The organism is Adlercreutzia sp. (assembly GCF_056795635.1).
The window spans coordinates 130,882-153,679 of the sequence record NZ_JBQIIT010000006.1; the positions used below are offsets into that span (position 1 = coordinate 130,882).

The window sequence follows — 22,798 nt, forward strand, 5'->3', positions numbered from 1 at the left end:
TCCCCACTCATCCTAGTAGCCGGAGGAGTTGTCGGGGCTCCAAACGCCATCGGAATGATAGCGAGTAAGTGTATTGTTGTTAGAAAACTGCAAGTAAGCATAGGCTTCTTTGTACTGGTTAGGGCGACTCTCTAAAACATAATTAGTGAGATACTTCGTGCCTTTTGATCCTGCATACTTCGGCCCATAGCTGTACGTCTTGCCATCCTGGAGGCCATTGGCCCTAACGCTACCACTTCCCGTGACATTCACACACTTCAGATACACCTTTGTCGTGTTGCCTTTTGGCCGACTTGCCGTATTCTTGCTCGTATTCGTCGTGATATCAACCATGTAGGTTGTATCGGCAGTATTTGCTGCATGGGCAACCGTTACCCCGAAAAACGACAGCAGGAGCAAGAGAGCAACCCCTAAGCACATCATATGCCGGGTAATCCACTTTTCTTTCCGCGCAAACATCATGATCCCTTCCTTTCGCTCCCATGGGCAATCGTCATTACCCTTCACTATGCCTTACACCCGAACCGACCCACTTCTTACAGAATCTGACAAACTCGCCCCAAAAAATTTTCGAGAAGGCAAGCCACTGTAGCCACCAGCGCATTCCCCTTGGCAATAAATGGCATTCGGCAAGCCGTCAAACACGGCAAGCGTATCTAGTCTTTCCCGCAATTAAAGTGGGGCACCAAAACACCCGGCAAGTCAGCAGCGACAACACGAGCGGGCCGGCTGCGCCATGGGGTGCAGCCGGCCCGCATCGTTCGGGCATCTTATTTCGACGCCGTGCGAACTTACAGAGCCGCGGCTCCGACGCAGCCGGCGAGGGCGGCGGTGGCGAGGGCGAACAGGGCGGCTCCGGCAACAATGGCAATCATGGCAGATCTCCTTTCCGGGCAGGCGGGACAACCTCTTTCGGCGCCCCGCTTCCGTGCGGCTGGGGCGATCTCTTTCGATGCCCCGCCTTCATGCGGAATAATTTCGATAAGACCACTATGACAGCCCCACCTTACCGCCCCGTTGCGCGTCCCTTACAAAAATGTCGCTTTTGCGCCGAGACCCGGACAAAAAGCTCCCTACCACCCTGGCACAACGAGGCCACGCTCGGCAGCCAGCGTGTTCACCGTGGTGATCTGCCTCGCCGTTTGCTTCTGCACCGCAGCGATAAAGCGCTCGTCTATCTCGGGGTTCTCCCCCAGCACGGCGGCGATGTCGTCGGCAAAGCCGTCGAGCGCCGACGGATCGTACCAGCTGAGGTCTTCCACCAACGCCAGCTGCTGGGACGGGTATTCGCGAAACGGATGGCTCTCCCAGCCATAGGGACGCGCCTCCAGCTCGGCGGTGGTGGCCCGACTGTAGAATCCGCAACCGTGATCGAACAGGGGCGCGACGCGGTAGCCCTCGAGGGCCTCGGCATTGCGAATGAGGCCGAAGTTGTGGGTATGTCGGTCAAAATTCGCCATAAGGTGATCGACCACGACCATCTTATCGATGAGCCGCTGAGCTCCTTCCACGCCCAACTCCTCCAAAGCGTGCAGATAGCCCCGATGCCCATCGCGCCCCTCGCTCACGGCGAAGGCGGTCAGCACATCTTGAGCGGGAATGAGCTCAGTTTCCGCCGTCACCATGTTCGCGCACGACGAATAGGCCCTCCCCGCCCGCGTGGTCACCGTATAGGGAACGAATTCTCCGGCCTCCAGAAGCCGTTCGAGCAGCCGCGTCGCCAGCTTCTCGTTGTAGGGCTCACGGTTCTCGTTGCCCACGCCGCCCTTGATAAGATAATCCACCCCACGCCGGCGCACCCAGGTCTTGCTGAGCATGCCGTTGGTGGCCGTGTCGGGAGAATGGGTAAGGGCCGGCCCGCGTCCCGATGGCACCGTGGCGGCACCTTCCCCGTGCGCCGTTCCTGGGCGAGGCGCCGGTGACAGCCCCGCTAGCATGAGATCGCCGAACGCCTCCTCATAGCCGTGATCGAAATAGTTGATGGCGGCCCACGAGGCCTCAGCGCTCTCGGGCCTGAACCAGTAGGGGTCGGACAGGCTCAGGCCCCACGATTGGAACATGAGCGTTGGCGCGTTGCGGGCGGCCAGATCGCGCAATGCCACGGGCAGATTGGGGCGCATGCCGGGAATGGCGCGGTTGCGCAGCCATTCCGCCATGTCATAGCGGTTCGGGGCCTTATCGCGACGACCGATGCCGAAGGGCTTCCAGGCAATGCCGTCCAAGGGCTCGATGCCCGTAACGGCACCGGTGCGGAAGTGATAGGTGAAGGCAAGCACCTCGTGCTCGCGGCTCATGAGCGTATAGCGGGCGCTGTCGGCCGCATCATCGGCCCGGGGGCGTCCCGGCTGCGATCCGGCCTGAAGCCGCTCCCGCACCGAGGCCTCGTCCACCATCCACGCGCGGCCGAACTTCTGCGCGCGCAATGCCCCGGCCTCGATGAGGTTGTTCACCCGCCGTGGGGTAACACCCAGCTTTTCCGCCGCCTCTTTCGTCGTCAGCATACGCGCCTCGCCTTCCCTGTGCCGTTCTGCTAACTATACCGAATGAGGAATAGTTTTTGCGCACGTATTCCCGAAAATAAAGGTTCCTCATAGTATAAAGCTGGCTTACTCGGCGCAAGCCTCGCCTGCATAATCACCAGAGCCCTCAGCTCAAACCAGGGTCCGGTACCGCGAATAGATTCGTCAAATAGCTGTAGGCCTCACCCCTTGACTCAAGAAAAGAACTTGAGACTGTCTCTTTCGAAGAGACATCCCAGATAAATATCATCCGAGTTCTAACATCGAGGAAGTAGAGTTTGCCGTCCTTCGCGATCATTTGGTCCGCCCCATAGGGCAACGGATACGACTCAACGGAACCTGAGGCAATGTCAAAAACGCACAAGGTTGCGCTATCGCCTGGATCACTTCCAACAATATCGTAGCAGGCTACATAGAGTTTCCCATTCTCGGCAATCACCCCGAAAGGGTAATCGCAACCCAAGTTAATCTGCGTAATTTCTCCCGTTGATAAATCAAGGGATCCAAGTTGGGTCAACCCCTGCGGAGTCGAGTCGTCAAGGCCGGTAAAGTACAGCACACCCTCATCATAGGATGCCCGATATTGATTTGTCCCCAATGCACTAATATCAAAGGAGCGAATCTCGTTCAGGTCTGCATCGAACTGAATTACCCTTTCGGAACATGAGGGGGTTTGCCCGACACCGAAAGAATCGTTGGCGGAGAATGCCATGAGCGATTCATTCGCCCAAAGAATAAGGCTGACGTATTCACCCGCGATAGTTTGCTCCGCAACGTCGCCAGTTATTTTGTCATAGCGCACGATATAAGAGTCGCCATTCCTATTGCCTGCCACAAAAATATACTTGTCATGTGCTGCCACGGAAAGAATGCCGGGACGACCCACATCATAGGATGTCATTGAAAGGTTTTGGAGAGAAAATTCAATGACTTCTTGGCCATCCTTGACATTGTAATAGCCAAGCGGCAGCGTGTAGAGCGACCCTCCCGAAATACACGGGTCGTAGAACGACTCCCCCAAGGTCGCCCTTGGAATAGGAACTTCCCACATTTCTTGCAAATTGTCATCGAGCAACACTATTTTGCTATCGAGCCGGGCTCCAGACGTTTCGATGAAGCCCACTGCCGCGTTTTCCAAAACTGCGGTAATACCCTCATCGGCCTCGCGCCCCCCATGATTTTTCAATACGGAAGAATCTCCCACGCAAGCAGAAAGAAAGAGAGGAACAGCCAACGCAATCAAATACAACAGCGCCCTTTTCATAGACACATCCTCTCGCAAGTAGAGGACTCCGCACAATAGCGGAGCCCTCCGCAAGTCCTATTTAGTGTAAACAATCATCGAAGTCTTGGGGCTTTTAAGAAGATCTGGCGGGTAGATGACTCCGCCCGTCTTAACAGGACAAATGTCGATGAATGCCGTGCTCAAGTACGCCTGCCAGACCAATTGCGAGCAATAGAATTGATCTGTCCTTTTTGGGTTCAGGAAATCCATGCTATAGGGCTTTCCTATCTGCCTTGCCGCCCAATCAGCAGCTTTGGTTTGCTGGGACGACGATGCTGCGTAGATGTTAAGACCATAGCAAGTCTTTTTAGAGGTTGTCCAATTGTTCGGCCCTTTTTGCACCCCAGTTCCTAAAGACTCGATTACCGTATTTGACGTGTAGACAATTGCAGCATGGCCTGTGGGAATTAAGTCTTAATCCCCTCTTCGGCAAAAGCAATCCCTGGAGCGGCTACGGGAATGGCAAGCAATCCCACCAACGCGATTGCGAGAGTAGTTTTTCTTAATTTCACGATCGTCCTCCTTTTCGATCAGGTGAGCGATCGTCATCGCCCTTTACATCTCTCGGAAAATTTTCCTTTCACTAAGCCTTACACCGTGGACGATTGATTTCTTACAAAAATGCCGAACTTTTCGAGAATGCTTGAGTAGAAGTTCAATCTGTGTTCTTTGAAAAACATTCCGGACTCGCTGCTTCTCAGGAATTTCCTCATGTCACCACCGTGACAGCCTAAGCCTACCACGCTGTTACCAGTGCCTTACGGTTTTTGCCTTATCGGAATGCCGCGACGCCACGTGCCCTACGCAGAGGGGACAGCGCCCAACCAGCAGCCCTTAGCAACCTGCACATATTGTAAAAGGATAGAAGGCGCCTATTCCCTCGCCTTCGCGAGGAACTTGTCGGCGGTGAGGTCTTCCCAGCTGGCGATGAGGAAGTCGGCGCGGGCGAGCAGGTCGGCGCGGGGGCCGGAGATGTCGTTGTCATAGATGGCGCCGGTGCGAAAGCCCGCCGCCCGCAGGGTGTCCAGGGCGTAGGAGGCGTCCTCGAAGCCCCAGGTGTGGGCGCGGTCGGTACCGAGGAAGCCGCGGGCGTAATCGTACACCGCCGGCTCGCGCTTGCTCGTACCCAAGTCGTCCACGGATACGACGGCCTTCAGGTAGGGTGCGAACCCGCAGCGCTCGATGCAGGTGGCCAGCATGTCGGGCGGCGTGGACGAGGCCACGGCCATGGGCACGCCGCGCTCGTGCAGCCCTTGCACGAAGGCGAGCGCCCCGGGCCGCGCTTCCACTTCATAGGCGTAGAAAGCGCGCATGCGGTCGAAGATCATCTCCTTCACCGCCGCCGTGCTAGCACCCAAGCCGCATTGCTCGTGCAGATAGGCGCTCGCCTCGTCGAGCGACATGGTGGTGATGGCGTCGGTATCCGCCTTCGTCAGCGCGATGCCCGCCTCGGCCGCAAGCGTGCGATCCACCTCGTGCCACGCGCCCATGGAATCCACAAGCGTCCCATCGCAATCGAAGATAACGCCGATATTCTGCGCCACAGCCTGCTCCTTCCAACAAAACGGGACGGAGTAGCACCCCGCCCCGCAACAATCTCATCCTATTGGGACACCGTTACCCGGTAAGACTGTCCCACTCCACCCGTCAGGCCACGCGGAACCGGTTATTCCTCCACGCGGATGACCGAGGGAGTATCCAGCACCACATTGTCCAGGGAGAGGGCCTCTTCCAAGGCCTCGCGGATATCGCGCTCGCTGCAGCGGTGCGTGACCACCACCTGGTCCACCCGCTCGGCGCCCGAGCGGCCGCGCTGCACGATGGACTTCACCGAGATGTTGTGACGGGCGAACACGCCGGCCATGGTCTCCAGAACGCCGGGGCGGTCGGTCACGGAGAAGCGCAGGTAGTAGCGCATGACGAGCTCGTCCATGGGAAGGATCGGCAGCTCGTCGGTGCAGGTGCAGCCCACGATGGGGGCCACGCCCTGCTGCACGTGACGGGCCACTTCCAGCACGTCTCCCATAACGGCGCTGGCCGCAGCACCAGCACCGGCCCCTTCGCCGAAGAACATGGTCTCGCCCACGAAATCGCCCACCACGTAGATGGCGTTGAACACGCCGTTCACCGTGGCCAGCTGATGGTTGGCGGGGATCATGGTGGGGTGCACGCGCACGTCCACGCCGCCCTCGCGGCGATGGGCGATGGCCAAAAGCTTGATGACGTAGCCCATGTCGCGTGCCGCCTCGATGTCCACCGGCGTGATGTTGGTGATGCCGTCGGTGAACACGTCGTCCAAGGTCACGCGCGAGTTGAAGGCGATGGAGGCCAGAATGGCGATCTTGGCGGCCGCATCGAACCCGCCCACATCAGCGGTGGGATCGGCCTCGGCGAAGCCCTTCTGCTGGGCCTCGGCCAGCGCATCCTCGTAGGACAGGCCGTTGTCGGCCATGCGGGTGAGCATGTAGTTGGTGGTGCCGTTCACAATACCCATGACCGAGGTGATCTCGTTGGCAATGAGCGAGTGCTTCAGCGGGTCGATAATGGGAATGCCACCGCCCACACTCGCCTCGAAGGCCAGCTCCTTGCCCGCGGCGGCCGCAGCGTCCATGACTTCCTTGCCATGGGTCGCCATGAGCGCCTTGTTGGCCGTGACCACGTTCTTCCCCGCCGCCAGCGCGTTTAAGACCACGGTGCGGGCAATGGTGGTGCCGCCGATGAGCTCCACCACGATATCGATCTCGGGATCGTTGATGATGTTGTTGAAGTTGTCGGTGAACAGGTGCCCCACGCCATGGGCCTCGGCCTCGGCGGAAGACAGCGAGCACACGCGCACCAGTTCCAGGTCGATGCCGAAATGGCGGCGGAACGCGTCGCCGTGCTTCAAAATGATATCGATGCAGCCGCCACCCACGGTGCCGGTGCCCACCAAGCCGATCTTCACTGCCATATTGCGTCCTCTCCCGAGCGCGAAGTCTTGCGAATGGGATGATTATACGGGCAAAAGCCGCACCCCCGCCCGCAAAGCGGGGAAAGGCCCACCCAACCCCGCGAAACCCACCGACCCCGTTTCCGACCGCCTGACCGCGGCCCGTTCGCTTCCGCTCTGGATAATTAGCGGAAGTGAAACTAATTTCGCTTCCGCTATGCAAAAGGAACGGAAGCGAAACCCGGTTCGCTTCCGTTCCTTTTTACGGGATAGATCGTTGGCAGGGATCGCCGACGGAGCCGCATGGCTACGCCGCGAAGATTTCCTTTTCCACGACGAGGTTGTTCTTAATGTGGCCGACGAGTTTCTGGAGAGCGTCGATGCAGTTGGGGCGAATGTCGGCGCCGATGAGCACGTACATGAGCGAATCGCCCACCTCGCAGCGGCCCTCGTTGAGCCAGGTGCGCACGTAGTACACGCCGGGCCAGGTGAGCGCCTCGGCCTCGGCAGCGGCCAGGCCTTCCGCGTCGTAGGAGAACTCCACGGCCACCACCTCGCCAAGGCCCTCCACGCCCTCGCGCACCTGCTGCTTCGGCGTGATGCGCACCACGCCGTTATGGGTGAGGAACATGCCGCACTGGGCCGCCACCGGATCGGCCTTGGCCTCGGCCAGCCACTGGTCCACCGAAGGTTCTGTCTTCGCCATGTCGCGTCCTTTCGCCGCGGCCGCGCCGCACCGAGCAACGGGGCCATATTATTCACTGGCGAGAATATACCACAGCCACCGTGTCGCGCTCGTGCCGCAGCCACGAATTTCCGCACCATTCGTTCCGAATTCTCATACGGACACCCACGGAATTTGCCCGCCGGAAATAAACCCTTGCTACCATGGGCGCGCACGGGGAATCCACACGCGAGCCCGCGGGCCGCGTTTACCAGAAGAAAGGATGGGGAAATGGCCCTGCCTGCCTCCGACTTGACCAAGAAGCCCGACCTGCGCACCACCATGGAGCTGGGCGCCGTACTGCCCGAGACCGCCGAAGTGCGCGACGACCACCTGTTCATCGGCGGCGTCGACATGGTTCAGCTAGCCCGCGAAGAGGGCACTGCGCTCTACGTGTTCGACGAGGCCGACCTGCGCCACCGCATGGAAACCTACCGCGAGGCCTTCCGCAGCCGCTACGAGAACTCCGACGTCATTTACGCCTCGAAGGCCTTCCTCAACAAGGAAGTGGTGCGCATCGCCCAGGCCGAGGGGCTGTGCCTGGACGTGTCCGGCGGCGGCGAGCTGGCCTGCGCCCTTTCGGTGGGCTTCCCCGCCGAGCGCGTGTTCGTGCACGGGAACAACAAGACGCCGCGCGAGCTGGAAGAGGCCATCGCCGCGGGCGTGGGCCGCATCGTGGTGGACAGCCGCATCGAGCTGGCCCGCGTGAACGAGATCGCCGGCCGCCTTGGCGTGGTGCAGGACATCTACATGCGCATCACCCCCGGCGTGGAAGCCGATACCCACGAGTACATCCGCACCGGCTGCGAGGATTCCAAGTTCGGCTTCACCATGCGCGAGGACTTCGCCTTCACGTGCGTCGCCGACGTGCTGGCGGCGGAAAATGTGCGGCTTGTGGGCCTGCACTGCCATATCGGCTCGCAGATCTTCGCCCTGCACTCCTTCCGCGAGGCCGCGGCGGTCATGGTTGAGTTCATGGCCCGCATCCGCGACACCTACGGCCACGAGATCGCCGAGCTGGATCTGGGCGGCGGCCTCGGCATCGCCTACCTGGCCGATGACGCCCCCTCCTCCATCGACGACTTCGCCGAGGTCACCTGCACCGCCGTGCGCGACCTGTGCGAGCGCCACGGCCTGGCGCTGCCCCGCCTGCTGGTGGAACCGGGCCGCAGCCTGGTGGCCAACGCCGGCGTGACCCTGTACACCGTGGGCATCTTGAAGACGCTGCCAGGCATCCGCAAATACGTGGCCATCGACGGCGGCATGTCCGACAACATCCGCACGGCCCTGTACCACGCCGACTACGAGCCCACCATCGCCAATAAGGCTGGCCAACCGCGCACCGAGATCGTCACCTTGTGCGGCAAGCACTGCGAGAGCGGCGACGCCGTAGTGGTGGACATGCCGCTGCAGAAGGCCGATGTGGGCGACATCGTCTGCGTCTTCGGCACCGGCGCCTACAACATGACCATGGCCAGCAACTACAACGGCCAGCCGCGCCCCGCCGTGGTGTTCGTGCGCGACGGTGAGGCCCGCGTGGTCACCCGCCGCGAAACCTACGACGACCTCTACCAGCGCGACCTGTAAGGACCGAGCGCAGTTCCTGTCCCACAGACGGGCGACCTTCGGGCCGCCCTTTTCTTTTCGGTTCCGTAGCAAAGGGTTCGCAGGTCAGTAATGGGAAGAACCTTCGCCACCTTCTGCGATCCGCGGCCGCTAAAGTGGGAATCCGATGCGATCATCGCGCCCTCGGCGCGTTCTCGCGGCAGTCCGCGCCCTGGGTGGCGCCCACCGCTGCGTCCCACCAGCGAAAAGGATCGAGGCAGTCTCATGAACGCCATCTTCAAACGGAGCAGCGTGCGGCAATTCACCGACGAACCCGTGGCCATTGACGACATCGAGCGGCTTATGCGCGCCGCCATGGCCGCCCCTTCGGCGGGCAACCAGCAACCCTGGGAGTTCTATCTCGCCCGCGACGAGACCACCCGCATGGCCCTGGCCGCCACGAGCCCCTATGCCGCACCCGCGAAGCTCGCTCCCTGCGTCATCGCCGCTTGTACGCGCACCGACGGCCTGCGCTTCGCCCCCTGCGCGCCTCTCGACATGAGCGCCGCCGTGGAGAACATCCTGCTGGAAGCGGCCAATATTGGTCTAGGCGCGGTCTGGCTCGGCGTGGCCCCCGACCGCGACCGCATGGCCGCCGTAGCCGTGGCCCTGGGCAGCCCCCGGGGCGCGGAGCCTTTCGCCCTCGTCGCCGTGGGACACCCCACCCATCGCCCGGAGCCCAAAGGCCCTAGCCGCTACGACGAGACCCGCGTCCACTGGATTTAGGGAAGGACGCCCCCGGGGAGGAAGAGAGCGTCCTTCACGACCGCCGGTCTACGCCCAGTCTTCGAGCGTAGCCGCATCTTTCGCCGCAATATACCCGAACACCTTGGTAGCGCCGATGGAGCCGCCGGCTCCAGGGTACACGCGGCCGGGAGCGCCGATGGCGGCGGCGTTGCTCGTCGCGTACAAGCGCGGCACGATGTCACCGAGCGTGCTCAGCACTTGGGCCTTCTCATTGACCTTGATGCCGCCATGGGTGCCGTTGTAGAACTGCGTGCACTTCACCGCGTAGTAGGGGCCCTCTCCGAGCGGCGCGATGCCCATGCGGCCGTACTCGGTGTCGACGCCACCGTTCGCAGCATCGCTGTTCCAGCGATCGAAGGCCACCTGCAGATTGCGCCCATCGATACCGGAATTCTCGGCAAGCTCGGCGATGGTGTCACCCCGCGTCAGCCAACTCGGCAGAGGATCGAGCGTGTCGAATTGGGATGCCGCCGCTCCAGCCGCATCGAAGATAGCGAAGCTGTAGGGCAGGTACCGGTGCTGGAAATCGCCGTGGGCGTCCAGGCCCGCCCACGCATCCATAGACGAGTAGGTTCCCGGCTCCGCATAGAACCGCTGCCCCATACGGCTCACGACGAAATAGGTAGCGTCGAAGCCAATGCGGCGCCCCTGGAAATACGTGTCATGGAAATCGCCGGCCGAGGCATTGATGGGCAGCGGCACCGAACCGCTCTCGATTTCGTCATAGGCGTAGATCTCGACGGGACAGGCCCACCCTTGGGTAACCATGCCGCAATCGGCACCCACCGCCTGGGCCATCCTGAAGCCATCGCCCGTGCAGGTGTCGTTTTGGAAGGTGTAGGGCGTCGTATGGGGAAGGTACTGTTTGCACAGCTCCCGGTCCCAATCGAAACTGCCCGTGCCAATAATGACGGCCTTGCGTGCCTTAATGGCAATGTCCGCCGCCCCATCGTTGGCTATGACACCTAGTACTTCCTGACGCCCGTCCTCCATGGGCCGAGCGACCAGCCGCACCGCCGGGGTCCCCGTAAGCAGCGTGCCGCCCAGAGCCTCGAAGGCCTCTATCTCGGGTACCGTGAAGTTGCCACCCGTCGACTTGGTGGGATCGTCGGCGTTGGGCACATTGAGGCTGCGCATGTTCGACGAGGCGCCGGGCCAATCAGGCTGCAAGTCCTTACGCTCGGCCACCTGCCAATTCGCCCCCGTCTTCTCAATGAGGAAGTCGATCATCTCGGCACCGTTGTCCAGATAGGCGTCGATCATGGCCTCCGTGACGTAGTCGTCGACGTTACAGCGCATCATGTATTCCTTCGCAGCCGCTCTGTCGTCATCGACCAAGGACGAGCAGCAGATATAGCATTTGCCTCCGGAAAATGCCGTGGTGCCACCTGCCATCGGCGCCTTCTCCAGCACGATAGTCTCAAGGCCATCGGCGGCTGCCTTCACGGCAGCCGAGAGCACCGTGCCGCTTCCGAGGATCACCACGTCGGCTTCCCGATCCCATGCCTCAGGCACGCCGGCCACCATCGGGGTGCCCGTCCCGCTCAGTCCATCGGAGGATCCGGAATCCGTCGCCGAGCATCCGGCAAGCCCGAGGACCCCTAAAGATGCGACGCCCAAGGCAGTCGCCCCCAGAAAACCCCGTCGATCCATGTTGCATCCGCTCTTCATATTCCTCTCCTTCTCACAACGATCTCACTGGTCGCGCCCTCAACGTTGCTGCGATCTGCCATGGGCGTCCGTAGAGCCGAGAGACATCCAGGGCCATCCATGGCCACCCTCGAAGCACCGAGAGCGCGATATGTATAATAGGAAGAGCGGCACGGAATCGGCATCGTCCGAAATGGCGGTAACTCCATTTTGACGAGCCATTTCGATAATTTGCACCATTATGGTGGAGAACATGGGAGGGAATGCACGATGGCCCGGGAAGTCACCCTACGGCAGCTGCTGGGAGGCGTACTGCGAAAGCAACGAAAAGCGCTCATTGCATCTGCCTGTTATGGCGTTTGGCTGTTTTCTATCCTCTTCAACAACATGTTCTTCGAGGGCGGCTCCGTCTTGATCGCTATCAGCGCCTATGGATGGGGAATCGTCATCAGCCTCGCTCTGCTCGGAGTCGCGCAGCTTGTATCATCCCGCTCTCAAAAACCGTTGTCGCCGAAGGCCCTGGTCATTGCATCTCTTGCCACGGCCCTCGGTTTCTGCGCCGTCGAGGCCGCTTGCTTCGCGCATCTGATTGATTCTGGCCTGGGAGCGGCACTGGCCATCATCGCTGCCGCGACAAGCCTCACTGCGGGAATGGCCGCTGCCTTCGCGCTTCTCGCTCCCTTATCCCTTGAAGAGCGCCTTGGCATGCTCATCCTCGGCCTGACCGCGGCCGGCCTGCTTTTTCTCGGAACACTCCTCGCGCCTTTCCGGGTCTTTCGACTTGTCCTGATCGCCACCATCCTCATCGTCGGCCTCGGGGCCAGCGCAACAGAGAGCGGATACGACTCCCGAAACCGTCAAGAGGACTACCGCTTTGACGCCCGTTCGCGAAGGGGCCTCATCCTCCTGCTCGCCGGCGGAGGCTTCCTCTGCTCCTACGAGCTGAACACAATGCAAAAGACCACGCATTTCGTGCAAGACATATTCGGTCAAGCTGCAATCGGGGGCACCGCCGCGGCCTCGCTCTTGGCCGTGACCCTGCTCATCGTGCTGCTCTGCCTCATCTTGCGCGAGCTCAGACGACCGCAACGCGCCATTGCGGCCATCGCCTTCGCCCTCATCCTGATGGCCATCTATTACTGTCTCCCCATTATGGAGAATCAGACTTTTCCCATTTCGTTCATCCTCATTCTTGCGCTGGGCAGCTCTTTTCTCGTCGGCGCCCTTCTCCTTTTCCTCGAAGGCCGACGAAGAAAAGATTGGCTCGTCGAAAAATCGCTCTCCCCGATAGGGGCCTGGGGCATCGTCCAGGCAGGTGCCCTCGGAGGCGCTACGCTCGCCTACTGGATCATGGAGAGTTTCAGCGCCGGGTCCCCAGTCGGCAAAATACTCTCTTTTCTGCCCTCCCTGACCATCTTCGCCATCCTCGGATGCTTTCTGTTCTATTGGAAGGACTTGCGGTCGCTGACCCAAGAGGCGCCCGACCTCGCATCACCGCCCCTACGAGATCTCGATACGTCCCGCATGGAAGATCGCTGTCAGTTTTTCTCCCAACAGTTCAAACTTACCCGGCGCGAGAGCGAGGTATTGCGGCTCGTCTCACAGGGACGGAATATTCCCGGCATAGCCGAAGCGCTCACGGTGTCCCAGGCCACGGCGAAGTCGCACCTGCTCCACATCTACAAGAAGGCATCTGTCTCCTCGCGCCAAGAGCTCATCGATCTCCTCTACGCCAACGAGGGCGACCGATAGAGACCCGCGTCCACTGGATTTAGGACTATTTCTTACTTGCGCGGCGGGCGTTGTTGCGGGCGGCGGTGACGTCGCTGAAGGCGCGGGTGAGACCGCGCAGGGCGTTGAGCATGGTGGTGCGGTCGGCCATGGGAGCCCGCATGACGCCGTCCCGCAGAATGGCCCACTCCCGTCCGCCGGCGAATAGCTGGGCCGCATCGGTGATGCCCGCGGCCTTCAAGGCGCTGAACAGGGCGTTCACCATGCGCTCGCGATCTTCCCCGTCCATGGAGGCAAGCCATGCCGCCAGCGCCTCGGCCCGACGCTCCGTGCGCTCGGGCAGCGCGCCTACCGTGGCGAAGTCAACGCCGCCCTCGGCCACAACCCAGCGGTACACCGTGTGCTGCTCGAAGCCCCGCCCTGTGGCCCGCACCACCTCCGTGGGCATCAGGGACTCCATGAGAATGCCCACCATGGAATCTTCCGGCACCTGCTTGGTCATGCGGCCCGCCAACGGCTCGTAGTCGGCCGCCGTGAAGGTGCCGGGCATGAACCCGGGGCCGTCGTGGTTGTACAGGCGGGCAATGCGCTCCTGCACCGCCGGCGATGCCTTCAGCGCCGCATATTCAGCCAGGTTGCCGCCCTTGGAATGGCCGCCCACGATGAGCCGTTCGGGCAACCGGCGGTCGGCGGCCACGGCCTCCAGATAGCGCACGGCCAAATCCTGGGCCGGCACCGGCACCATGTAGGCCATGTTGAAATCCTCGCGCCACCCAGTGAGCGTCGTGTCGGTGCCTCGGTACCCCACGTAGGTGAACTGCCCCGGGCACACGAAGGTCGTAGCGGCGAACTGCATGTCGAGGGCCTCATCGAAGGCGGCCTCGTGGTCGTAGATGAGCAGCTCGCGAAAGCGGGGGCTTGCGGCCATCCAAAACAGCTGCTGGACCATCGAGGTCGCGTGCATGCCCGAGAACATCGTGGGGAACAGCTCGGCCCACAGCAGATCGGTGAAGCGAATGGGCTTCGTGGGAGCTCCGGCATCTTGGGCATCCTCGGCCCGATCCAACGTTTCGGCCTTCGTGGCGCCCGGGATGGCCGCAACGCCATCGCCGGCCGCAGCCGTCTGGGTCGCCGCCCGCACCAAGCCGCCAGCCCCGACGCTCGCTGCAGCCGCCGCCTCGTTGGCCGCCGCAGCACCACCCGCCGCGCCTCCGGCAGTCGCCCCAGCTCCATCGCCGGTCGCGGCGCTGCCGGCCCCACCGCGCTCTCGCGGCCCCCGCGGCCCGTGGCCCCGGTGGCGCAAGCGCTCAAGCAGCGCCGTCAATCGATGGCGACCCCGTGGCGCGGCTCCATCCTCTTCCGGCGCCGGCGCCAGCATGCGGGGCATCACCCCCTCGCCCCGGGCCATGCAGAACTGGGCGAGCAGCGCCGAATCCACCGCATTGAAAGGCTCCTCGGCAAAGGAGGCCCGTTGGGTTTCCAAATATGTGAGCACATCGTTCATGGTTGCATTATGCCCCACTTCCCCGCCGGGCGCACGGTTTCCTCCCCCGCCAGACACAAAGCCGTTGCCAAAGCCAACAACGCCCACCATGACCTTCGTCCTCACCTTCCGCTACAATGGCTCCTGCAATTTCGTTCAAACGCACGGACGCGACGGAACACGGCCCCGGCCCGGCCCGCCGCGCCCCCAGTCCAAGGAGAACCCATGGCAACCGATCCCGCCTCTATCCCCGCGCCGGCCCGCGACGCCGCCGTCCCGGCCGCTGACAGCAACCCCGCCGGCGGCGACATCCCCACTGGCATCGACAGCGCGGCCGCGCCCCGCGAGCACTTCGCCAGCCGCCTCGGCTTCATCCTCATCTCGGCCGGCTGCGCCATTGGCCTGGGCAACGTGTGGCGCTTCCCCTATATCGCCGGCGAGTACGGCGGCGCGGCGTTCATCCTGCTGTACCTGATCTTCCTCGTTATCCTGGGCCTACCGGTCATGGTGATGGAGTTCGCCGTGGGCCGCGCCTCCCAGCGCTCGGCGGCCCTGGCCTTCGACGTGCTGCAACCCTCCCGCCGCTGGCACTGGTTCAGCTGGTGGGCCTACGCGGGCTGCATGCTGCTCATGATGTTCTACACCACCGTGTGCGGCTGGATGCTCGCCTACACCGCTAAGATGGCCACGGGCACCTTCAACGGGCTCGATCCCGAGGGCGTCGGCGGCGTGTTCGGCACTATGCTGGCGAACCCCTCCGAGATGGTGGGCTGGATGCTGGCCGTGGTGGTCATCGGCTTTTTCGTGTGCAGCTTCGGCCTGCAGAAGGGCGTGGAGCGCATCACCAAGATCATGATGATCTGCCTGCTCGGCGTCATGGGCCTGCTGGTCGTCCGCTCGGTCACCCTGCCCGGCGCCGCCGAGGGACTGGCCTTCTATCTCATCCCCGACTTCGGGCGCATGTTCGCCGGCGGCATCGGCGGCTTCGGCGAGGCGGTGTACGCCGCCATGGGCCAGGCGTTCTTCACGCTGTCGCTCGGCATCTCGGCCATGGAGGTCTTCGGCAGCCGCATCGGCAAGCAGAACTCGCTCACCGGCGAGGCCCTGCGCATCTGCGGCCTTGATACCCTGGTGGCCATCCTCGCGGGCCTCATCATCTTCCCCGCCTGCTTCGCCTTCGCCGTGGCCCCCGACCAGGGCCCCTCGCTCGTGTTCGTCACCCTGCCCAACGTGTTCAACCAGATGCCCTTAGGCCAGCTGTGGGGCACCCTGTTCTTCGTGTTCATGAGCTTCGCGGCCCTGTCCACCATCATCGCCGTGTTCGAGAACCTCATCACCTTCACCATGGAGAAGTGGGACCTCTCCCGCCGCGACGCCATCAAGCGCACGGCCATCCTCGTCACCGTGCTGAGCCTGCCCTGCGCGCTCGGCTTCAACGTGCTGGCCGGCGTCACCGTGCCGGGCATCGGCGACATCCAGTCCATCGAGGACTTCATCGTGTCGAACAACCTGCTGCCCCTGGGCAGCCTCCTGTACGTGGTGTTCTGCGTGTCCCGCAAGGGCTGGGGGTGGAAGAACTTCCTGGCCGAGGCCGACACGGGCACCGGCGCGAAGTTCCCCCGCTGGGCCCGCGGATGGCTCGCCTTCGGCCTGCCGACGCTCATTATCATCATCTTCATCATGGGCTACGTGCCGAAGATCATGCTGTGGCTGGGATTGGCCTAATTCCCCTCGACGGCGGCGCGGCCTTCCGCTATACTGCGTAGATGCGCTCAGGCCCGGGTGGTGGAACGGCAGACACGACGGTCTCAAAAACCGTTGCCGCAAGGTGTGCGGGTTCAAATCCCGCCCCGGGCACCATGAAACTGCAAGCGGCTCCCTCTCGGGAGCCGCTTTTCGTTGAGAGTGTTGGGAGTGGGCCGGTTGGCAGAGTGTTTTGCCGTCGTTGCTACTCCGTGCGACCACAGGAAAACCCGTCCAGTACCAGCAACTCAAAAGATGCCGGCACCAGCAACCCAAGAGACGCCTCCGAACGTCGGCAAAGGCCCGTGGCTCGTCCGTGCTTCCCTCTTGCCAGTTTTCGTGCAACAAACTCCGCGAAATAGACTCCGGAACCTTCCCCTCTCTCGACTCGCTGCGCTCTGCCCTGAGATTACCAGGGAAAATGTCTTTTAGCTGGCGCCAAACACCCTGATCGACCAATTCTCGCTCCACAAACATCTATTTCGCGGAGTTTGTTGCACGAAAACACGATTATCAAAAACACCACGCATCGTTTACTTCCCGTGCAGCCCCAGTACCCCGGAGCCGCCTTCTTTCGAGCGCTCCGTGCGCCCCGGCGCAGCACCGCTCGCCGCTCGACTCCGGCACCAAAAAAACGCCGCCGCGACAGCGACACCGCCAAAGCAGGCCCATCGCACGCAGCAACCCCGCAACAACTTGCGGCAGAGGGAGCGTGTCAATCACCGAGCGGAAAATGCTCACGATGAAACTTTCGAACCTGCTGCCTCAGCTTCATGTGCACTTCTATTTGACCCGGACCCCAACCTCGGAAACGCTTCCCCACTTTTTCGGATACCTTGGCCATAATCTCAGAGAACTCATACACGCTGTCAAACTGGGCCGCGGTCACCGTCACCATCTCGACGCCTTCTGCAAGCAATGCGTCCCGGCGACGAGAATCGCGGGCGCGCGCGACGGCTCCCCCATGGGATGAGCGGCCGTCGTACTCAACCGCCACACTGCATTCCCACCAGCACAAGTCGCCCACAACGTATTTCTGCCGCGCAATGCGACGACCCTTCTCACCCAGACCAAACGCTTCGTTTAAAGAGCCCGCGGGCAGCCCTAAGCCGCCGCGCCGTCGCGAGGTCAGGGCTGTTATGGCGACCTCGGTCTCCATAACCGAAGCCGACTTGCGCCGAACCTGGGCCGCCGCCGAACGAGCTAACTTTACAGCCCGGATGTCGGAAAGCTGTTCGAGGAAGGCCAGTAGTCGCTGCGGGGTCGTAAGCGGGCGCCGCACCAGAAAGCCACCTTGTCCGGGAATCGGGTAGCTGCCACACAACTCGTATCCCAAAGCAAGAAGTTCTCCGTAAGTCAGGCGCGTGGCCATTTGCGCGAAAACCAGCTCCGGCGAAGAACTCCAGACCCCCGGCGCGATTTCGAGAAACGCCTTACGCGGCAAGTTTCGGTCGCACTGATGCCGCTTCACCGAGGACGAGGAACGCACACCGGGCCTGCGTCCCACCAGCACCTCGACCAGCGCCCCTCGATCCAGCGAGACGCAGGGAGTTTTCGCCGTCCCCGGAAGACCGCGCGCTTCCCACACAGACTCGGCGAGAATGGAAGCTATCTCCTCATGCGTCGAGGCGGCGGCCCGGATCACAGCCGATCCCGGGAGCAAGTGCGAGGGCAGATCGAGCCCCTTACGCCTCCCGGACAGGTGAAATTCCTGCAGCGTTACCGGACGCGCCGCCGACCAGGAACGCCAGAGCTGAAGAGCAGACCTATGACTGAAATATATGTTCATAGGGGGCAGGCTACCGCAACATTGGCAATTGACGCTCCACCTTGGGCGAAACCAATGAACGCCCATTCATGATAGTGGCGCTCGTGTTTTCGAAACCAGCGTGTTTGTGCAACAAACTCCGCGAAATAGATCCTAGTAGCGCTTAAACCGGCCAGGCGGAAAACTCGAGTCCGAAGGAAAGAGCGTTTTACCTGGTAAACTGAGGCAGATCTGCAATATCCCCTCGGCGAAGGAACACTGGCATCTACTTCGCGGAGTTTACTGCGCAAAACCACGCATCATCGGAACCGCAAGATTTCCCAAGCGCCGATCGACCCCTCTCGCACAGCGGCGAGTCCCGCCGGAAGGGCCGTCCCGCATGGTAGCGAGCCTCACCAGAGGATTCCCCTTCGGCCCCCTCCGCCAGATGCTAACCGCCTACGCCCAGAAAAGCGTCCCGTGTTTGTCCAACTCCCCTTGCCCCGACTAGATGCCAGCCGCCTACACCACCTCACGGTAGTAGATGCGCATGTCCTCGTACTCGTCATCCTTGTTGCGAAACCCGCCGGGGATGGTGCCGATGTAGGCGAACCCGAGGCTCTCGTACAGGGCCCGGGCCCGTTCGTTGCTGGCCACCACGGCGTTGAATTGCAGCCCGCGAAATCCCAGCTTGCCCGCCTGGCGCAGGGAATCTTCCACGAGCTGGCGCCCGAGGCCGTGGCCGCGCAGGCCCGATGCCACGGCGTAGCTCGCGTTGGCCACGTGCCCGCAGCGACCGACGTTGTTGGGGTGCAGGATGTAGAGCCCCGCCACGCGCCCGGCCACGGTCACCACGGCCGTGTGGGACTGCTCGGCGAAAAACACCCGGGCCTCATCTACCGTCATGGGATCAGTCTGGGGAAAGGCCGCCCCCGTTTCCACCACGGCATTCCAAATGTCCGTCATGGCCGGCACGTCCTCCTCACGGTAGGGCCGCACCTCCCGCACCGTCATCTTCTCCGCGCCCATGGCTGCGCACCTTCCCTTCGTCGTCCATAAAGAAAGGCTCCCTTTCGGAAGCCTTTCCCAAAATGCCTTCGCGTCCGCTGGCTTAGATGTCGGCCAGGGTGAAGTCGCGCTCGCCGTTGAACACGGCCAGGGCGTCGGCGACGGACCAGTCGGCCAGGGTGATGGCGGAGATGGCCTTAGTCAGGCGCACGGCCTCGTCCAGAGAGCGCTGGTGGATGTTGCGGCCCGTGGCGTTGCCCACGGCCCCGCCCACGTGAATCTGATCGTAGAGCTGGGTGAGGAAGGTGTCGGCGTCCACCGTGGAGCCGCCTGCGCACACCAGGCCGCAGCGGCCGGCGGCGGTGGAGGCGATCTTCAGGGCCTCGGCGGCCGGGGTGCCGTCCTCGGGCTTCGGCGGGTTCACCTTCACGAAGTCGGCGCCGAGGCACAGGGCCACACCGGCGGCACCGGCGATGAGATCCGGATCCTTCTCAGCGGTGACGGCCTTGCCGCGGGGGTAGATCCACAGCACCACGATGAGGCCGTTGGCATGGGCCTGGGCGATGAGCTCGCCGGCCTCGGCCATCATGGTGGCCTCGTACTCGCTGCCGAGGTAGATGGTGTAGCCGAGGCCCACCACGTTCACGCCGGCCTCCTTCATGGCCAGCACGGCGTCCAGATCGTACAGCTGCGGAGAGTAGGGATCCTCCTGCTTGGTGCCCACGAGGTTGGTCTTGGAGTTCATCTTCACGAGGTAGTTGATCTCCGGGTAGTCGGCCGCGTACTGGGCCACCAGGCCGCGCTGGCCGGCAAGCACGCCGCAGACGCCCTCGGAGCCGATCTTGAAGAGGTGCTCCGGATCCAGGTCGGCGATGTCGATGCCCTCGCCGTAGAAGTCCTTGTTCAAGTGCTCGATCTTCTGATCGCAGGCGAACAGCATGAGACGACCGGTCTCGCGCGTGGCCTTCATGTAGTTGGAGATGTACTCGTCACGGGCCTCGGGCATGACGTCGGCGGGAACGCGCACCTGATCACGGGTGATCTTCGGCATGGGGATCCTCCTTGAAATTCGTAACGTTAACGGTGGCTATTGTACAGAAAAGTAAGCCTGACCGCGCATTCTTTCACAAAGAAAGTGGCGAAGGGCCGGCACGGCGAAGAGCTCCGCACTGAGTGAAGAGAGCCGCCCCGCGCCAGGCGCCCTTACTCCTTCGGGCCGGCAGGCTTCTTGGTCATGCGGCTGTACACCACGAGCGCCACAATGGCGATAGCCGCCGTCACCGCGAAGATGACGATGGACTCCACGATGTTGCCGCTCACCAGGCCGGCGGCGGCGTAGGTGGACAGCACGATGCCGGGAATGCGGGCGAAGTTCGAGATGAGCACGAAGTTGCGCATGGACATGTGCGTGAGCGGCGTGATGTAGGTGAACACGTCCTTCGGCAGCCCCGGGATAAGGAACAAGATGAATACGATGACGTTGAACTTCTCGGAGGTTTCCCATTCGCGGAACTTGCCCATGTACTTCTCGGGCACCATGGCCTGCACGAAGGGGGCGCCCAGCTTGTGCACGAGCACGAAGATGAAGGCGCTCGAGATGACGCAACCGATCCAGATGATGAGGGCGCCCACCCAGGGGCCGTAGATCATGCCGGCGGCCACCTGCACCACCTCGCCGGGAATGAAGGCCACCACGATCTGCAAAAACTGGATGGCCAGCAGAATGAGGAAGCCCCAGGGGCCGGCGTCGCGGATGTCGGTGGTCACGCGATCGACGCCGCCGGGCTCGAACAGCTCGTGGATCATGGGCCAGATGGCGATGCACACCACGATCATGATGACGAAGAACGCGATGAGGCCCGCGAACTTGAAGATGTTCGCCGCAGGCATCTCGTGGCCGGCGACGGACTTCTCCTCGTGGGCCTTGGCCTCCAGCTTTTGGAGGCGCTCGGATTTGGGGGTTTTACTGTCGTGTGTATTCATAGGCTCCAGTGTAACGGAGCGCCCCGCGGGGCGGGGCGCATCTTAAAGAACTCTATAGCTTAGTGACGAAATCGTAAGAGCTGCCCCTAGTCGTCGTCCTTGCGGGCCTTGTCGTACTCCTCCTTGAAGGCGGAGAACATGCCGCTGGCCCGCTTGATCTGACGGCCCGTGGCGTAGGCCCCGGCATTCACGGCCTTGCCCGCGGCCTTCGTGGCCGTGGACACGGCCGGCTTCACCGCTTCCACGGTCTCCCGGGCGCGGTCGGCCACCACGGCCGTGGCCTCGCCGGCCTTCGCCGCCAAGCCGCCCTCGGCGGTCAGCTCGGCCGCCTCGTCGGACACGAGAATCGCCCCCAGCTCGGGGTTCTCCTCGTCGGCCTGGCCGTTCACGGACAGCGCCGTGCCGATGCCGCGGCGGAAGCCCCGGATCATGGAGCCGGGAATCTCCTTCACGCCGAGCAGGGCGTTGGCCGTGGCCCCCTGGGTCACGGCCAGGGAGCGCACCTCGCCGGTCTTGGGGTCGAAGGACACGTCGCCCACGGTGCCGTAGACGGTGCCGCCCTCGCTGATGACGGGCAGCCCCGCCCACAGCACGCAGTCGTCGTAATCCACGCCCAGGGCCTTGCAGGCGCCCTTATCGGTGGCTGCGGAATCTTGCAGCACGAGGATACGGCCGTCCACCACGTCGTAGCCGTTGTAGGCCACGAACACATCCTTGCGGTGGAACATCCACAGGAGATCCGGCCGCTTCACGATGAAGCCGACGAAGCGGCGCTGGGTGGGATGGAACACGCAATGGCGCACCTTCCCCAGCCTTTTCACCGCCTCGGGCTTCTTGGGCGTGCTCTTGTCGAAGAAGACGCGCTTCCCGACGATTTCCCCGGTGGTGCCGTAACGCTTGGCCATGGTTTACTCGGCGTCCTTCTTGTCGTCGGCCTCGACGGCCTCCTGCACGGTCTCCTTCGCCTCGTGGGCGGCGGTCTTCACGGCCTCGCCGGCGTCGGCGGCCGCATCCTTCACGTCCTCGGCGGCATCGGCCACGGCGTCGGCATCTTCGCCGGCGTTCTTGGCCACCTGATCGGCGATGCGCTGGCGGGCGGCCTCGATCTTCTCGCGCAGCTCGTCGCCCTTCTCGTTGATGGTGGGGGAAATGGTGCTGGCGGCCTCCTGGATGGAAGCGGCCACATCGGCGCCGCGGGCAGCGGCCTCGGAGGCGATCTCCTGGCCCCGGGCAGTCACGTTGTTCACCACTTCGACGCCCTTGGCGGCAGCCTCCTGGTAGATGTGCTGGGCGCCGGCCGCGGCCTGGCCGCCCCACTGCTGGGCATCGCCCAGGATGTCGTTGGCCTTGTCGGCCACCATGGCGCGGGTCTCAGCGCCGGGACGCGGCGCGGCCAGCAGGGCTGCGACGGCACCGACGACGCCACCGATCAGAAACATTCCAAATTTGTTGGCCATAACTGCCTCCTTTATCGACAGGTTATCAAGTCCGCTCATTATAGGGTGAGCGCACCCGAAACGGGGCCGTGAAAGCCCGCCTCTCACCTTACGGTAAACAAGCCGTCAAACATCATCGATAAGGAAAACTCTCAGAGAAAACCTCAGCCTGTGCGCAATGCGGGCACAGGCTGAGGCGAAGGGGCGA

General features: G+C 62.5%; 19 protein-coding genes and 1 tRNA gene. 5 read left to right on the forward strand and 15 right to left on the reverse strand.

Annotated elements, in window-relative coordinates:
- Positions 1-12 precede the first annotated feature (12 nt).
- The 7 genes from ACTOXK_RS05645 to ACTOXK_RS05675 form a co-directional block, all read right to left on the reverse strand.
- Complete coding sequence (locus ACTOXK_RS05645; RefSeq protein WP_482276955.1) at positions 13-462, reverse strand: DUF2712 domain-containing protein; 450 nt, start codon at positions 460-462, stop codon at positions 13-15.
- Positions 463-1,073: 611 nt separating this feature from the next.
- Positions 1,074-2,501: a DNA-binding protein gene (locus ACTOXK_RS05650; RefSeq protein WP_482276954.1), complete on the reverse strand. Its 1,428-nt coding sequence runs from the start codon at positions 2,499-2,501 to the stop codon at positions 1,074-1,076.
- Between the two features lie 145 nt (positions 2,502-2,646).
- Complete coding sequence (locus ACTOXK_RS05655) at positions 2,647-3,783, reverse strand: NHL repeat-containing protein (RefSeq protein ID WP_482276953.1); 1,137 nt, start codon at positions 3,781-3,783, stop codon at positions 2,647-2,649.
- A 57-nt stretch (positions 3,784-3,840) separates the two neighbouring features.
- Positions 3,841-4,212, reverse strand: a complete 372-nt coding sequence (locus ACTOXK_RS05660) for a YiiX/YebB-like N1pC/P60 family cysteine hydrolase (protein WP_482279872.1) — start codon at positions 4,210-4,212, stop codon at positions 3,841-3,843.
- Positions 4,213-4,676: 464 nt separating this feature from the next.
- On the reverse strand, positions 4,677-5,348 hold the full coding sequence (locus ACTOXK_RS05665) for an HAD family hydrolase (protein ID WP_482276952.1): 672 nt from the start codon (positions 5,346-5,348) through the stop codon (positions 4,677-4,679).
- A 122-nt stretch (positions 5,349-5,470) separates the two neighbouring features.
- Positions 5,471-6,754: a homoserine dehydrogenase gene (locus ACTOXK_RS05670; protein WP_482276951.1), complete on the reverse strand. Its 1,284-nt coding sequence runs from the start codon at positions 6,752-6,754 to the stop codon at positions 5,471-5,473.
- Between the two features lie 286 nt (positions 6,755-7,040).
- Positions 7,041-7,439 (reverse strand): molybdenum cofactor biosynthesis protein MoaE, encoded by a 399-nt coding sequence (locus ACTOXK_RS05675; RefSeq protein WP_482276950.1) that lies wholly within the window; start codon positions 7,437-7,439, stop codon positions 7,041-7,043.
- A gap of 249 nt (positions 7,440-7,688) precedes the next feature.
- On the opposite strand from ACTOXK_RS05675, the gene lysA reads away from it, so the two are divergent.
- Positions 7,689-9,044 (forward strand): diaminopimelate decarboxylase, encoded by a 1,356-nt coding sequence (gene lysA, locus ACTOXK_RS05680; protein ID WP_482276949.1) that lies wholly within the window; start codon positions 7,689-7,691, stop codon positions 9,042-9,044.
- 243 nt (positions 9,045-9,287) lie between these two features.
- Positions 9,288-9,788 carry a nitroreductase family protein gene (locus ACTOXK_RS05685; RefSeq protein WP_482276948.1) on the forward strand — a complete coding sequence of 167 codons (501 nt, stop codon included), beginning with the start codon at positions 9,288-9,290 and terminating at the stop codon, positions 9,786-9,788.
- A gap of 48 nt (positions 9,789-9,836) precedes the next feature.
- Here the strand turns inward: ACTOXK_RS05685 and ACTOXK_RS05690 are convergent, their stop codons facing one another.
- Positions 9,837-11,480: an FAD-dependent oxidoreductase gene (locus ACTOXK_RS05690; protein ID WP_482276947.1), complete on the reverse strand. Its 1,644-nt coding sequence runs from the start codon at positions 11,478-11,480 to the stop codon at positions 9,837-9,839.
- A 249-nt stretch (positions 11,481-11,729) separates the two neighbouring features.
- Here ACTOXK_RS05690 and ACTOXK_RS05695 point away from each other — a divergent pair, with 249 nt between their 5' ends.
- A complete protein-coding gene (locus ACTOXK_RS05695) occupies positions 11,730-13,211 on the forward strand; it encodes a response regulator transcription factor (protein WP_482276946.1) in 1,482 nt (493 codons plus the stop codon).
- Between the two features lie 25 nt (positions 13,212-13,236).
- On the opposite strand, the gene ACTOXK_RS05700 is transcribed toward ACTOXK_RS05695, so the two are convergent.
- Positions 13,237-14,694, reverse strand: a complete 1,458-nt coding sequence (locus tag ACTOXK_RS05700; RefSeq protein WP_482276945.1) for an Mbeg1-like protein — start codon at positions 14,692-14,694, stop codon at positions 13,237-13,239.
- A 204-nt stretch (positions 14,695-14,898) separates the two neighbouring features.
- On the opposite strand from ACTOXK_RS05700, the gene ACTOXK_RS05705 reads away from it, so the two are divergent.
- Together ACTOXK_RS05705 and ACTOXK_RS05710 are read left to right on the forward strand one after the other, a co-directional pair.
- The gene (locus tag ACTOXK_RS05705; RefSeq protein ID WP_482276944.1) at positions 14,899-16,398 is read left to right on the forward strand and encodes a sodium-dependent transporter; all 1,500 of its coding nucleotides are present in this window, start codon (positions 14,899-14,901) and stop codon (positions 16,396-16,398) included.
- Positions 16,399-16,449: 51 nt separating this feature from the next.
- A tRNA-Leu gene (locus tag ACTOXK_RS05710) sits at positions 16,450-16,533 on the forward strand.
- 598 nt (positions 16,534-17,131) lie between these two features.
- On the opposite strand, the gene ACTOXK_RS05715 is transcribed toward ACTOXK_RS05710, so the two are convergent.
- The 6 genes from ACTOXK_RS05715 to ACTOXK_RS05740 form a co-directional block, all read right to left on the reverse strand.
- Positions 17,132-18,205, reverse strand: coding sequence for a hypothetical protein (locus ACTOXK_RS05715; protein ID WP_482276943.1), 1,074 nt, complete (start codon positions 18,203-18,205; stop codon positions 17,132-17,134).
- A 480-nt stretch (positions 18,206-18,685) separates the two neighbouring features.
- A complete protein-coding gene (locus tag ACTOXK_RS05720; RefSeq protein WP_482276942.1) occupies positions 18,686-19,192 on the reverse strand; it encodes a GNAT family N-acetyltransferase in 507 nt (168 codons plus the stop codon).
- An 82-nt stretch (positions 19,193-19,274) separates the two neighbouring features.
- Positions 19,275-20,222 carry a beta/alpha barrel domain-containing protein gene (locus ACTOXK_RS05725; protein WP_482276941.1) on the reverse strand — a complete coding sequence of 316 codons (948 nt, stop codon included), beginning with the start codon at positions 20,220-20,222 and terminating at the stop codon, positions 19,275-19,277.
- A 152-nt stretch (positions 20,223-20,374) separates the two neighbouring features.
- Positions 20,375-21,154 carry a TVP38/TMEM64 family protein gene (locus ACTOXK_RS05730; protein ID WP_482276940.1) on the reverse strand — a complete coding sequence of 260 codons (780 nt, stop codon included), beginning with the start codon at positions 21,152-21,154 and terminating at the stop codon, positions 20,375-20,377.
- A gap of 86 nt (positions 21,155-21,240) precedes the next feature.
- Entirely contained in the window at positions 21,241-22,059 is an 819-nt protein-coding gene (locus ACTOXK_RS05735) for a PRC-barrel domain-containing protein (protein WP_482276939.1), read from the reverse strand.
- Positions 22,060-22,062: 3 nt separating this feature from the next.
- On the reverse strand, positions 22,063-22,611 hold the full coding sequence (locus ACTOXK_RS05740; protein WP_482279460.1) for a YtxH domain-containing protein: 549 nt from the start codon (positions 22,609-22,611) through the stop codon (positions 22,063-22,065).
- Between the last annotated feature and the right edge of the window lie 187 nt (positions 22,612-22,798).

What these genes read in the sequence shown, in the direction of transcription:
- ACTOXK_RS05670 (WP_482276951.1), bottom strand. Translation starts at nt 6,754, where the DNA reads ATGGCAGTGAAGATCGGCTTGGTGGGCACCGGCACCGTGGGTGGCGGC.
- ACTOXK_RS05675 (WP_482276950.1), bottom strand. Translation starts at nt 7,439, where the DNA reads ATGGCGAAGACAGAACCTTCGGTGGACCAGTGGCTGGCCGAGGCCAAG.
- ACTOXK_RS05725 (WP_482276941.1), bottom strand. Translation starts at nt 20,222, where the DNA reads ATGCCGAAGATCACCCGTGATCAGGTGCGCGTTCCCGCCGACGTCATG.
- ACTOXK_RS05650 (WP_482276954.1), bottom strand. Translation starts at nt 2,501, where the DNA reads ATGCTGACGACGAAAGAGGCGGCGGAAAAGCTGGGTGTTACCCCACGG.
- ACTOXK_RS05700 (WP_482276945.1), bottom strand. Translation starts at nt 14,694, where the DNA reads ATGAACGATGTGCTCACATATTTGGAAACCCAACGGGCCTCCTTTGCC.
- ACTOXK_RS05715 (WP_482276943.1), bottom strand. Translation starts at nt 18,205, where the DNA reads ATGAACATATATTTCAGTCATAGGTCTGCTCTTCAGCTCTGGCGTTCC.
- ACTOXK_RS05740 (WP_482279460.1), bottom strand. Translation starts at nt 22,611, where the DNA reads ATGGCCAACAAATTTGGAATGTTTCTGATCGGTGGCGTCGTCGGTGCC.
- ACTOXK_RS05735 (WP_482276939.1), bottom strand. Translation starts at nt 22,059, where the DNA reads ATGGCCAAGCGTTACGGCACCACCGGGGAAATCGTCGGGAAGCGCGTC.
- ACTOXK_RS05645 (WP_482276955.1), bottom strand. Translation starts at nt 462, where the DNA reads ATGATGTTTGCGCGGAAAGAAAAGTGGATTACCCGGCATATGATGTGC.
- ACTOXK_RS05695 (WP_482276946.1), top strand. Translation starts at nt 11,730, where the DNA reads ATGGCCCGGGAAGTCACCCTACGGCAGCTGCTGGGAGGCGTACTGCGA.
- ACTOXK_RS05720 (WP_482276942.1), bottom strand. Translation starts at nt 19,192, where the DNA reads ATGGGCGCGGAGAAGATGACGGTGCGGGAGGTGCGGCCCTACCGTGAG.
- ACTOXK_RS05655 (WP_482276953.1), bottom strand. Translation starts at nt 3,783, where the DNA reads ATGAAAAGGGCGCTGTTGTATTTGATTGCGTTGGCTGTTCCTCTCTTT.
- ACTOXK_RS05690 (WP_482276947.1), bottom strand. Translation starts at nt 11,480, where the DNA reads ATGAAGAGCGGATGCAACATGGATCGACGGGGTTTTCTGGGGGCGACT.
- lysA (WP_482276949.1), top strand. Translation starts at nt 7,689, where the DNA reads ATGGCCCTGCCTGCCTCCGACTTGACCAAGAAGCCCGACCTGCGCACC.
- ACTOXK_RS05730 (WP_482276940.1), bottom strand. Translation starts at nt 21,154, where the DNA reads ATGAATACACACGACAGTAAAACCCCCAAATCCGAGCGCCTCCAAAAG.
- ACTOXK_RS05705 (WP_482276944.1), top strand. Translation starts at nt 14,899, where the DNA reads ATGGCAACCGATCCCGCCTCTATCCCCGCGCCGGCCCGCGACGCCGCC.
- ACTOXK_RS05685 (WP_482276948.1), top strand. Translation starts at nt 9,288, where the DNA reads ATGAACGCCATCTTCAAACGGAGCAGCGTGCGGCAATTCACCGACGAA.